Below are 11,863 nucleotides of genomic sequence, written 5' to 3' on the forward strand. Positions count from 1 at the left end.
CCGAGCCAAAGTCACCTGCCACTGAAACATGACTAACTTCTTCTATCGAATTTGGAGTGCTGTGCTGAGAATGAGCGTGTTGTACACCTCACCCCTCACACCTCACTCCTGACAAGTTAATGTCTGGTGACCTTAGCGAGGTGGTCCCACCCCTTCCCATCCCGAACAGGACGGTGAAACGCCTCAGCGCCGATGATAGTGCAGATTGCCTGTGTGAAAGTAGGACATCGCCAGACTCCCCATGAAAAGCCCCGGTTTCGAAAGAGACCGGGGCTTTTGCTTTATGCGCGCGGGATGCGCGGGGTAGGCTCAGCGAGGGTTTGATTGCATACCTGATAGGGTAATGTTGCTAGGCCTATGCTTGGCATTTGCTATGGATGGATACCCTGAATGATGTTGCTGGCGGTATTTCGCCATGGCCTTCCAGTCAGGCTCTGGAGTGCCCCAAGCTTGCGGCCAACCCTGGAACCTGCTTCCATGGGAAACTGGCTTGATCTCATGTATGGAGTTCGCGCATGCTGGCGCTTGATCCTAGGCTTTATCCGCAATTGCAACTGACCGAATTGCCTTGCCCGAACCCCGGGCCTGCTCAGCTGCTGGTGCGCGTACGCGCAGCCGGAGTGAACCGGGCCGATCTGGCACAGGCTGCGGGAAGCTATCCTCCGCCCGCAGGGGAGTCGCCGGTGCTGGGGCTGGAAGTGGCGGGGGAGGTGGCTGCTTGCGGTGCCCAAGTCGAAGAGTTTTTCCCGGGTCAACGGGTATTCGGGCTGGTACCTGGCGGAGCTTGTGCCGAATACTGTCTGCTGGATGCCGCCCTCGCCGTGCCTACCCCCGATTGGCTCGATGATGTAGGAGCAGCCAGTTTGCCGGAGACCTGGCTGACAGCCTGGCTGAACCTGATCGAAATCGGCCGCCTGGCTGCCGGCCAGCGCGTCTTGATCCACGCTGGTGCCAGCGGCGTTGGCAGCGCCGCCATCCAGCTGGCCAAGGCGCACGGTGCCTGGGTGGCAAGCACGGCCAGTGCTGGCAAGCTGGAATACTGCCGCGCTCTGGGGGCCGATCTGGCCCTGGATTATCGTCAGGATGACTGGGTCGCCGAGGTTCGGGCTGCCGGTGGGGCTGATCTGATTCTGGATGGTGTCGGTGGCGATTATCTGCCCGCCAACCAGCGCTGCCTGAATGCCGATGGCTGTCTGATCCTGATTGGCCTGCTGCGCGGCAAGGACGCCGTGCTGAATCTGGGCCAGTTGCTGGTCAAGCGCCAGCGCGTACAGGGCTCAACGCTGCGCAGCCAGCCACTGGCCATGAAAGCCCAGCTTGCCACAGCCTTGCTGCATGATGTGCTGCCGGGCCTTGATGCTGGCCGCTATCGTCTCACCCTCGATCGCTGCTTTGCGCTTGGCGAGGCTGCCGCCGCCCATGCCTGGCTGGCTGGCAATCACAATCTTGGCAAGGTCGTACTGACTGTGCCCTGACTGCCACGCAACGTTTCAGCTGTAGCGGACGATGCCGCAGCACACGAAAAAGAGCAGCCAGCAGAGGATGGTGAGGATTTGCAGGGTCAGCAGCGTGTAGTCCATGACGGGTCCGGTGGTATGGCAACCATTCAGAGCTTACGGTTTGTCAGTGACGAGGCCGGGTCAGCGGTGTGACAATTTCATGATGGCTGAACAACATTCAGGAGTCATAGCAATGAGCAAAATCCATGTCGAGCGCCAAGCCGCCGCCGAGCGTCTCAGTGAACTGGGCGTGGCCGGCTGGCCGGTCTGGGAGAAGGAAGTCAGCTGCTTCCCCTGGCACTATGGCGCGAGCGAAACCTGCTACCTGCTGGCCGGCCGCGTGACCGTGACGCCCGACGGCGGTGAGTCGATCACGCTCGCCGCCGGTGATCTGGCGACGTTTCCTGCCGGCATGAGCTGCGTCTGGGACATTCACGAAGCCTTGCGCAAGCACTACCGCTTCGGCTGACAGCCTGTCTTTACTGGGCCATGATGAAGCATCATGTTCCCCTGTGGAGACGGCAATGAATGAAGCAGGCCTGGTGGCGGGCGCCGCCCATCTTGTTGAAGTGGCCGGTGTGGCCGTCTTGTTGCTTGGCGCCATGCTGGCGGCAGCCGTGTTTGTCCGGCGTTTGTACAGCGAGGATTTTCACCGCGCCTATCATGGCCTGCGCGCCGATCTGGGTCGCGCGATCCTGCTGGGGCTGGAGCTGCTGGTGATTGCCGACATCATCGGCACCGTCGCCATCGAACCCAATCTGCACAATCTCGCCGTACTGGCCGTGATTGTCATCATCCGTACCTTTCTCAGCTTCACGCTGGAGCTTGAGGTCAGCGGTCGCTGGCCCTGGCAGCAGGCTGGCAAGTCTGAAAATCGCCACGCTGCCGGTATCTGACGCAAGCATGTTATGCCGGTGCAATCTGCCGGTCATATAATCCGGCTTTTCGGTGAACGGATGACAGTATGGCGGTGCAACGGGGTGGACAACAGGCCGTCTGGCGCGGCATAGCCAACACGCTGGCCGCGGAAATCGCCAGCAAGACCCTGCAGGGGCAGCTACCGGTGGAGGCCAGCCTTGCCGAGCGTTTCGCCGTCAACCGCCACACCGTGCGCCGCGCGCTGCAGGAACTGGAGAACCAGGGGCTTGTACGCATCGAGCAGGGGCGAGGCACCTTCGTGCAGGAAGACCTCATTGACTACCGCATGGGTCGTCGCGAGCGTTTTTCGCACAGCCTCGCCGCACAGCGCCTCTCCGGCGAGAGCGAGCTGCTCCAGGCCGGCGAAATTCCCGCCAGTGACGACGTCGCCGCGCTCTTGCGCATCGCGCCCGGCGCGCCGGTCTTGCGCATCGACCTGCTCGACAAGGTGGAAGGGCAGGTGATCGGCGTGTGTACCGAATACCTGATCCTGCCGCGCTGCGCCGGTGCGGCAGATGCCCTGCGGCAGACCGGCTCGATGGTCGCCGCCCTGCAGGCCATGGGCATCACCGGCATCAGTCGCCAGTCGTCGCGCGTGACGGCCCGCCTGCCGCGCCCCGAAGTGGCCGCACGACTGGGCCAGCCCAAAAGCCAGCCCGTGCTGTATGTCGAAAGCGTCTACCAGGACGCAGCAGGGCGGGTCTTCGAGTACGGCATCACCCGCTTTGCCGGCAACGCCATTCAGCTTACCGTCGAGCCGGATTGACCCCTTCAGCTCGCGTCGCCGACCCACAGACCGGCAAACTCGATCGGTACATCGGTATTGCAGCCAAAAAGAGCGATGAAGGCTGACTCGGGCTGCAGCCAGCGTGCTGCCGCCTGATCCAGCGCTGCTTTGCTCAGAGTCTGCTCTGGATTGGGTGCAAGGCTGCTATCGTCTTTGCCATGTTGCCAGTGAAATGACAGCGCTCGGGCGTACTCCAGTGGCTTATTGCCGCGCTCGGCCACCATTTTCTGGCTGAGCTGCAGGCTGGCCTCCACTTCAGCCGCGGTGACCCCTTCGGTGCGCAGCAGGGTCAATGTCTGGGCGGTCTTGCGTGTCATCATCGGGCACTGGTCAGGTGGGCCGTTGTAGGAAAACATCAGCGCCGCACCCTGACCATTGCCCAGGTCGTAGCCGCTATCCACGTAGTAGCTCTGGCCGTTGTCGAAGCGCAGTACTTTCAGCAGGCGCTCGCGCACGATCCCAGCCAGTGCTTCCAGTAGATAGGCATCGCTGGAATCGATGGACTGCGGTGTCACGATGCGCCAGTTCACATTGGCTTCTGCACCGCGAGAGAACAGCAGCCTCTCCGTGGCGTCGGTGTTCAGCGGTATCGGCTTGACGGCCTGCAGTTCCGGACGTTGTGCCTGCAGCTTGAGACTGCCCAGATAGCGCTCGACCAGCGGCCGGATGGCTTGCGGATCAGCCACGCCGGTCAGCACCAGCCGCAGCCGCGACGGATCGCCGAACAGCGCCAGCTGGGCCTGCTGTACCTCCCCCATCCACAGGGTGTTTTCTTCGCCACGCAGACAACGCCATGGCCAGCTTGGCTGAGCCAGTGACGCCAGCCTTGCGCCTAGTCCGGCACTGCCGCAATCGTATGGCCCCAGTGCCGCGATCGGCTTGGCAAACGGAGTCCAGTCCTGAGCCAGGGGTTGCAGATACAGATGGAGTGCCTGCAGCGCGATTTCCAGATCGACCGGGTTGCTGCGGCCGAAAAAGCCCGAACTGTCCACCCAGACGTTGAACTGCAGTTGCACGTCGTGCCCCGTGAGCGCTTCACGGTACTGATTCGCCGGCATGGCGCCGGGCGCGTTCTGCCAGTGGTACTGTGCCAGCGCCATTCCAGGAACACGCAGGCGCTCCGGCAATGCCAGCAGGCTGCCCGGTTCCCGCAGCGCAATGCCGATGTCTTCATTCGTTTTGACCGGTTTTTGCCACAGCACCTGCAGACCATTCTCCAGCGTCCAGATGCCGCCATTGGGAGCGTCGCGGCTGGCCACGATGCGGCCGGGCTCGGGCAGGGCTGCCAGCAGGGAACTTGATTTAGCTTCAAACTGCTGCTGGTCTAGCTTGGCCTCCTTGACCGTTTTGCTGATGCGCCGGACATCGTTGTCGTTGATGTAGCCGAAGCTGGCTGTGCCTTTGCTGTCCACTTCAACCAGCTGCCCGGGCGTCGCCATCAGCTCATCCAGCGTCTGCTGCAGGCTGGCGGGGGTCAGCTTGGGTTTGTTTTCTTCCCAGGATGCCAGCCATTGCTGCGGAGTCCATCGCATCCCGCCCAGCATGGCCTCGTTGATCAGGATGTTGGCCCATTCTTCCCGGCCTTGCGGTTTGCGGGTGGCGGCCTGCAGATCGGCCGTCGTGATGCGCAGCTGTTCGTCGACTTCGGACTGGGTAAAGCCGAAACGGCGCGCGCGCTCTGCCTCGGTCAGGATGGCCTGCAGGGCATTCTCGGCCTGCCGGGGTTTGGGGATGGCCAGCAGGGTCCAGCGCCGCACGGGGCGTGCATCGTTATCCTGCCCATTGAATATCTGCTCATAGCTGCGCTGTTCGGGATTGGCCGCTTCCAGCCGCCGCTGCACCATGGCAAGTGCCACAGTGCGTTGCATCTCACGCAGCCGTCCCTGTTCGGTGCCGACGCCATCCCAGCGCTCCAGCCAGCTCCAGCTGACCACAGGGTTATTCATGCGGCTGATCTCGCGGTAGTTGGCAAACAGCCCCAGTTCCTGCAGCTCGCGCAAGGGGGCGGGGCGGGTCGGCGCGGCGGGGCTGGCGGGAACTGCCGCAAACAGCGCACCGATCTGCTGGCTGAGCTGCTCGGGGTCTACGTCGCCGACAACGATCACCGTCATGCGCGGGGCGATGTAGTTGCGCCGGTAGAAGGCTTCGATATCTTCGGCCTTCACCGTTTCGAGAATGCCGATCTGGCCAAGCGGATTGTGTTCGCTCATCACCCGGTCGGCAAACAGGGTATCGAGATAAGTGTCCCGGTATTGCATGTACTGCTGACCGATGCGCCATTCATCGATCACGATTTTACGCTCGGCATCGACACCAGCCTTGGTAATGCCGATGCCAGCAGCCCAGTCGGCCAGCAGCTGCAGCGAGCGATCCAGATCAGCCGTTCTGGCGCGGAAGTGATACAGGGTTTCGAACTGCGAGGTGAAGGCATTGCTGTCCTGACCCCAGCGCATGCCCTGATTGTTCAGGTAGTCGATGACCTGACCATCCGGAAAGTGCCGGGTATTGCGAAACGCCATGTGTTCGAGAAAATGCGCCAGCCCGCGCTCGTGCGGCAATTCGTCGAGCGAGCCGACTTTGACGAGCAGGCGGAATTCGGTAATGCCGGGGTCGGCGTCAACGCGTTTGATGACGTAATGCAGGCCATTGGCGAGTGTACCTTCGCGGATGCTCTGATCGGTGGCCGCCGCATTTGTCATGCCGGTGGCCAGCAGCAGGCCGAGCGCCAGCAGCGCACAGTGAAATGCGTTCCCAAGCCGCCATGCGGCAGTGTGTTTGTGCAAGTTCATGCTGAATCCTGGTGTGCGGTGTGTCGCTCTGATGAATTACTCTGCCTCACTCTTGAGCTTACGTTTTTTGTTTTGTTTTCGTCAAATTTGGCTGGCTCTCTTTGAGGGCCATGCTGCGGGTCATGAGTGGCTGGCGGTTTTACTGGACGCAGGAATGAGGCGCCGAGCTTTGCCGTAGTAGCTGGAAAATCCGGATTTGCTTTGGGTATAAACATGCAGCCTTTTTATATCAATGGCTATGGCGATATACCCTAGACTTTGTCTTGCTTTTCCGGCGAGCAAGCCATGAGGGCTGCGGATTGTGGCTACCCTGGCACGGTGGCCGGGAACATAATGGAAGCAAGGGGCTCTGGTCTGCAGCCCCGTCGGATGTGGAGGTGCCCCGTGCCCATCTTGCTGATACCTGTTGATGGTTCTGCCCAGTCCTTGCGTGCCGTGCAGGCCGCGCTGCTGCTGCGTGAACAGGAAGGCTGCGATGAGCTCCTGCTGCTCCACGTCCAGCTGCCGCTGATTGGCCGCACGCGCGGCTTTTTCACTGATGCCGATCTGGACGCGCTCTATCGCGAAGATGCCGAGCGCGTGTTTGCTCCGGCGCGCGCCTTGCTGCAGGCCGCCGATTTGCCCTTTCGCGAATTGCGCGCCATTGGCCAGCCCGCCGAAATGATCGTGCGCGTGGCCCGCCAGGAAAAGGTGGCGCACATCGTCATGGGCACGCGCGGGCGTGGCGCCGCTACCGCCTTGCTGCTGGGCTCGGTCGCCAGCAAGGTGCTCAGTGCGGCCGACGTTCCGGTGACGCTCGTCAATCAGGAGGCGCCATGCACAGCTTGCTGATTCCGCTGGACGATTCGCCCTGCGCGCTGCGGGCGCTCGCCCACGCCGAAAGGCTGGCCAGGGCGCACGGACTGCGGCTGCGCCTGCTCAATGTGCAACAGCCCGGCCTCTACGCCTCGCTGCTGGAAGGGGTGACGCACGGCGTGCCCATGGTGCAGTCGCTGCGCGAACACGGCGCCGCGCTGCTGGTCCCGCATGTCGAACGCCTGCGCGCCGCTGGCCTGACTGTCAGCCATGCCGTCGTGCTCGACGCGCCGGCCGCAGCCATCTGCGCCGACGCCCGCCACCATGGTTGCGTGCGCATCATCATGGGCACGCGTGGTAATGACAGCCTCGCCCGCGTCGTGCTGGGCTCGGTGGCCAGCCAGGTGGCCGCACAGTCGCCGGTGCCGGTCACGCTGATCAAATAGCTGATCAAATAGCTGATCAAATAGGCATCCGGCAGGAGTATCTGCCTGGGGCGCGGCCGATGCGCGCGCAGAAGGCAGGCGGAAACCAAAAGGGCAGGCGTTCGGGCCGGGCCTGATCGGCAATGCCCCGACAGGCACAAATCTTCCTGGATCAGCTTGCCGGCAAACTCCAATAATCCTCCGGATCGGGTCGCTGCTTCAGCAGTACCCACTCTGTCCATTCCGGCGGTCATGCCAGTGCGAGAGACACTCCGGAGACCGGCTTTGCCCGCAGAATCTTCGTGGTGCGCCGGGATGGGAGTTGCCGAGCTGGCGGCCTAATCAGGAAGCCTCGAGAGATGCCGAGAGTTCGGCGCTTTGAGCTGTGCTGCTCTGCGAGCAGTGTGCTTTTGTGCGTGCAGCGGGTTTTGCTGAAGAGCCTTGCCGGGCCGCAGCAGGCGGCAGCTGACCTGGCTTGCGCGCTGCCGGCACGCTGCATTTACCCTGCGCGAGTCGCCGGTGACGTGAAACCTTGTCGCGCCGCCGCCACCCGTGCACGGATCACGCACTCCGCCGCGTGATCGTTCACCAGCCCCATCGCCTGCATCAGCGCGTACATCGTCGTCGGCCCGACGAATTTCCAGCCGCGCTTTTTCAGGGCTTTCGACAGGGCCAGCGATTCGGGCGATTGCGAAACGACTTGCGGGCCGGGATCCATCTGCGGCTCGTAGCGCCAGAAAAATGCCGCCAGCGAACCGGCCTCGTCGATCAGCTCCAGCGCGCGCTGGGCATTGTTGATCGTCGCCGCGATCTTGCCGCGATGGCGCACGATGCCGGCATCGGCCAGCAGCCGCGCCACGTCGGCGTCCGTGTAGGTCGCCACGATGCGGAAATCGAAACCGTCGAAGGCGCGGCGGAAATTCTCGCGCTTTCTGAGAATGGTGAGCCAGCTCAGGCCCGACTGGAAACCCTCCAGACACAGCTTCTCGAACAGCCGCACGTCGTCCGCTACCGGATAGCCCCACTCATGGTCGTGGTAGGCAAGGTAATCCGGCGTCGCGCTGCACCAGCGGCAGCGGGGGAGGTTGTCTGGGGCGAGGTAGAGGGGGGGCATGTCCACTCCAGTTATTGGGTTCAAATGCGGGTTTTCATCATTTCTTCAGGCGCAAGCTATCGCAGCTGCCAGGATTGCTTGCCGCATCTGATCCATGCTCGCTTCGCAGGTGATAACCGGGCTTAGCTGCTCGGCTTGGTCGATCAGGGACAAAGATTCCAGCCGAAATTAGAGACGAGGCGGCATGGCTCACACTGAAAATGAAAGAGCGAATGCAGCGGCGTTTCCAGGTGCCATGACTGCCCACAGGATGGGCAGCATCTTTCTTGCTCGGATTTGAGGCTGCGGGCATGTGCGCGATAGAGATAGTAATAAAACGGCGTTCTCGTCAGATTCTCCATCGTTCGGCAGATTTCAATCCCTTGTTTTGAGAGGCTGCTTTGTTTGTTGGACAGCTGTCGGGTGGTAGCTCGTTCGAGCGTAGTGCAGTTCATCTGCAAGCGGTCACACGACTGATAATCCGATTGCCAGCAAATGAGTTCGTAGTACTCCCCGCTTGGCATGACTGGAAACCGGTAAAGCGGCACGGGCAGAAAACAATCAAGGCACCTAATCGGGGATTCAAGTGATAAGTATGTGGTGAATAGAACGTATCCGGATGAGGTGTGGCAGGTGCAGGTTTGTGCACTGGTGCAGTCTTCTGCGACAGGCGTGAAGGTGATTGATATGCCGCGCATATCACCTTGATGAACCACTTTCCTGACATATTCGCCATGAAGTGCTGGCGCTAGCGATCCTTGCTCTGGTGCAAGAACAAGCGCTACGCATTGCCTATTCTCGACAAAGAGTGGCCATTCCTTGCCGCAGAGCTGCCCATTCATTCTCAGGGCTCCAAGCAAACTTTTGGCAAAATCGGCAGTTGTTTCCGCATCCTGATCGGCTGGGATGGAAAACTCGATGCGATGGACGTACATGCAAGCCCCATTCATAGATAGCGCTGGCCGTGCTCGGCACTGAACCGCCGGTGCCAAGGGGCGTGCCTTGATTGTCGCAAAGCTTACCACGGCTTAATCGCGGCTTGTCCCCCAAGGGGGCTGCCGGCGGGCGCGCCTTCGGTTGACCATTCCTGCGAATATTAATGGGTATAGGGCCATAGCCAAATTTTAGAAAAGGCTGTGGCTTTATATCTGTATGGGTATGCGTACTCAGCCCTTGTCCGCCTTCCCCGCCGCCTGCGCGAATTTCGCCAATTGTCTGTCCAGCCACCACGGCACTTCTTCGCGGTCTTCCATCGCTTCCTTTCGTCTGATCGCGTTGCGCACCAGCTGGCTACCCAGCCAGCGTACCGGCTCAGGCGGAAAATGGCCGCGCGGGCCGGTGGCCAGCCCGCTGCGTGTCCAGACGTTGTCTTCATCGAGCGCCAGTGACTTGAGAATCTGCCCGCCGATCCAGCTTGGCCCCACGCCGTTGCCCGAATAGCCGAAGCCGTAGACGATGTCGCGATGGCCGTTGAGGTGGCCGAAGAAGGGGAAGCCGGTTACTGATCTGTCCGACGCGCCGTTCCACGACGCAGCCAGCGGCACGCTGGCCAGGCTGGGGAAAAAGCGCGCGAGCGACGCCTGCAGCATAGCCACCTGCCGGCTGGGCTCGTCGAATTGCCGCAGCATGCGTGCGCCATAGGCGAAGGTGTTGCCACCCTTGCCGAGCATCAGGCGGCCATCAACGGTGGTGCGCCAGTAGTGGATGAATATGCGCGAATCGCAGAGCGCCGCGCCGTGGTTAAGGCCAATCGCGGCCAGTTCGGCAGGGCAGGGCGTGGTGATGATCATGTCGGACGACACGACCGCAATACTGCGCGAAAACTGGCTGAACTGCTCCGGCATCCAGGCGTTCAGCGCCAGCACGACCTTGCTTGCGCTGACGCTGCCGGCGGCGCACTGCACGCGTGGCGGCGTGGAAGGGATCAGCCGCTGCATCGCGCTGTGTTCGAAAATCCGCACACCCAGCTCGCGGGCGACACGCGCGAGGCCGAGTGCCAGCAGCGCGGGCTGCACGCTGCCAGCGGCGGGCGAGTACACGCCTTCGAGCATCACCGCCGAGCCGGCCAGCCTTTGAACGTCAGCCAACGGCAGTGTGCGCCAGCTGTTCGTTCTGTTGCCATCCAGCGCCGCCATCACGCCGGCCATGCTGCCCAACTGGCTGCGGTTGGTGGCGGTGTAGAGCGCGCCATCGACGCGCACTTCGGCGTCGATGGCGTGTTCGCGGCAGAAGTCGCGGATGGCGTAGACGGCGTCTTCGGATGCTTTCACCAGCCGCAGCGCTTCGGCCTCGCCAAACAGCCGACGCAGCGTGAGGAATTTCGCCGACCAGGTGAGGAGGCACCCGCCGTTGCGCCCGGACGCGCCGCTGCCGCAGCGCTCGCGCTCGACCAGCACGATGTCGAGCTGCGGATTGGCCTGCTTGAGCATGATCGCCGTCCACAGCCCGGTATAGCCGCCGCCGACGATGCAGACGTCCGCCGTGATGTCGCCCTGCAGCGGTGTCACCGGCGGCGGCGGGGCGCGGCGCAGCGCGTCGGCAAACCACCAGGGGCGGAAATCGCTGCTCACGGCTGTTCTCCACGGGCCAGCCGCGCGCCGATGTCGGCGATCACGCCCGGTAGTTCGGCGATGCTGTCGATCACGTAATGCGCGCCGGCCTGTGCGAGTTTGTCCGCTGCGCGCTGGCGGCGGGGGACCTGTTCGGCGGGCGTCAGCGCCTGCCATTCGGCCAGGCTCAGCCCCACTTCGTTGCCCGAAACAGCCAGCCCCACCGTCCACATGCCGGCATTCAGCCCTTCGTGAATGCCGACCGCCGTATCGTCGACCTTGACGCAGGCGGCGACGTGTTTGATGCCCAGCTCGATTACGTTCGCCAGCGCCATCCACGGCCCGGGGCGCGCGCCGGCCTTCAGATCATCGGCGGCGACGATGCAGTCGGGGAAGAAGCCGGCGGCGGCGGCGACCGGCTGCAGCGCGTTCATCACTTCGCGCGGGTAGCCGGTGCAGCTGCCGATTTTCAGGCCTTGCTCGCGAAGCAGGGTGATGGTGTCGAGCGCGCCGGGAATCATGGCGGAATAGTCACCGACGCGGGAAATCTGCAGCGGCATGAAGATGGCGTAGATGCGGTCGACATCGGCGTCGGTCATCGGCGCGCCGAATTTGTCCTGCCAGCGACGGGCAACGTCGGGCAGTTGGCCGAGTGTCTTGATGTGATCCCACTTCGCCATGCCCATCGGCACGCGCGCCTCGGCCAGCGAGATGGGTACGCCGATGCTGGCGAAGGCGTCGACCAGCACCTGGGTGGGGGCAAACGAGCCGAAGTCGACGACGGTGCCGGCCCAGTCGAAGATGACGGCTTCCAGCGGGCCGGTGTAGTGGCGGGTGTAGCGGTAGGACATGGTGGGCAAGCTCCAGATGAGTAAGTCGGAGTAAGTCGGTTTAGCGCCTTGCGGCGCGGTGTTTGCATGCCGGTTCCGCCCGGCGGACGGGTTCATTTCTTTTGTCTCGCCAAAAGAAACGAACCAAAGAAAAGGCGAGCCCGGTCCGCCGGCCGCC

11 protein-coding genes and 1 rRNA gene are annotated in these 11,863 nt (G+C 62.5%); 7 read left to right on the forward strand and 5 right to left on the reverse strand.

Annotated features, from left to right (window positions below; all coding sequences use genetic code 11):
* Window positions 1–122: 122 nt before the first annotated feature.
* The 5 genes from rrf (at window position 123) to phnF (ending at window position 3,183) form a co-directional block, all read left to right on the forward strand.
* Window positions 123–236, forward strand: a 5S ribosomal RNA gene (gene rrf, locus C515_RS0118065).
* A 279-nt stretch (window positions 237–515) separates the two neighbouring features.
* Complete coding sequence (locus C515_RS0118070; protein WP_028456636.1) at window positions 516–1,475, forward strand: NAD(P)H-quinone oxidoreductase; 960 nt, start codon at window positions 516–518, stop codon at window positions 1,473–1,475.
* Between the two features lie 217 nt (window positions 1,476–1,692).
* Window positions 1,693–1,968 carry a cupin domain-containing protein gene (locus C515_RS0118080; protein WP_051305096.1) on the forward strand — a complete coding sequence of 92 codons (276 nt, stop codon included), beginning with the start codon at window positions 1,693–1,695 and terminating at the stop codon, window positions 1,966–1,968.
* 55 nt (window positions 1,969–2,023) lie between these two features.
* Window positions 2,024–2,395, forward strand: a complete 372-nt coding sequence (locus tag C515_RS0118085) for a DUF1622 domain-containing protein (RefSeq protein WP_028456638.1) — start codon at window positions 2,024–2,026, stop codon at window positions 2,393–2,395.
* Window positions 2,396–2,463: 68 nt separating this feature from the next.
* Window positions 2,464–3,183: a phosphonate metabolism transcriptional regulator PhnF gene (gene phnF, locus C515_RS0118090; protein WP_028456639.1), complete on the forward strand. Its 720-nt coding sequence runs from the start codon at window positions 2,464–2,466 to the stop codon at window positions 3,181–3,183.
* A 5-nt stretch (window positions 3,184–3,188) separates the two neighbouring features.
* Here the strand turns inward: phnF and C515_RS0118095 are convergent, their stop codons facing one another.
* On the reverse strand, window positions 3,189–5,993 hold the full coding sequence (locus C515_RS0118095) for a M16 family metallopeptidase (protein WP_028456640.1): 2,805 nt from the start codon (window positions 5,991–5,993) through the stop codon (window positions 3,189–3,191).
* 384 nt (window positions 5,994–6,377) lie between these two features.
* On the opposite strand from C515_RS0118095, the gene C515_RS0118100 reads away from it, so the two are divergent.
* Window positions 6,378–6,824, forward strand: coding sequence for a universal stress protein (locus tag C515_RS0118100; RefSeq protein ID WP_051305097.1), 447 nt, complete (start codon window positions 6,378–6,380; stop codon window positions 6,822–6,824).
* Window positions 6,809–7,234, forward strand: a complete 426-nt coding sequence (locus tag C515_RS0118105) for a universal stress protein (protein ID WP_028456642.1) — start codon at window positions 6,809–6,811, stop codon at window positions 7,232–7,234. The genes C515_RS0118100 and C515_RS0118105 overlap by 16 nt, the downstream gene beginning before the upstream one ends.
* 478 nt (window positions 7,235–7,712) lie before the next feature.
* Here the strand turns inward: C515_RS0118105 and C515_RS0118110 are convergent, their stop codons facing one another.
* The 4 genes from C515_RS0118110 to phnX all read right to left on the reverse strand — a co-directional run bounded on the left by C515_RS0118110 (window position 7,713) and on the right by phnX (window position 11,706).
* Window positions 7,713–8,327, reverse strand: coding sequence for a DNA-3-methyladenine glycosylase I (locus C515_RS0118110; RefSeq protein ID WP_028456643.1), 615 nt, complete (start codon window positions 8,325–8,327; stop codon window positions 7,713–7,715).
* A 143-nt stretch (window positions 8,328–8,470) separates the two neighbouring features.
* Entirely contained in the window at window positions 8,471–9,241 is a 771-nt protein-coding gene (locus C515_RS23335; RefSeq protein ID WP_158380883.1) for a DUF2310 family Zn-ribbon-containing protein, read from the reverse strand.
* A 231-nt stretch (window positions 9,242–9,472) separates the two neighbouring features.
* Window positions 9,473–10,876, reverse strand: coding sequence for an FAD-dependent oxidoreductase (locus C515_RS0118115; RefSeq protein WP_043650414.1), 1,404 nt, complete (start codon window positions 10,874–10,876; stop codon window positions 9,473–9,475).
* On the reverse strand, window positions 10,873–11,706 hold the full coding sequence (gene phnX, locus C515_RS0118120; protein WP_051305098.1) for a phosphonoacetaldehyde hydrolase: 834 nt from the start codon (window positions 11,704–11,706) through the stop codon (window positions 10,873–10,875). The genes C515_RS0118115 and phnX overlap by 4 nt, the downstream gene beginning before the upstream one ends.
* Window positions 11,707–11,863 lie beyond the last annotated feature (157 nt).

Source organism: Chitinilyticum litopenaei DSM 21440, from assembly GCF_000428145.1.
Taxonomy (GTDB): domain Bacteria; phylum Pseudomonadota; class Gammaproteobacteria; order Burkholderiales; family Chitinibacteraceae; genus Chitinilyticum; species Chitinilyticum litopenaei.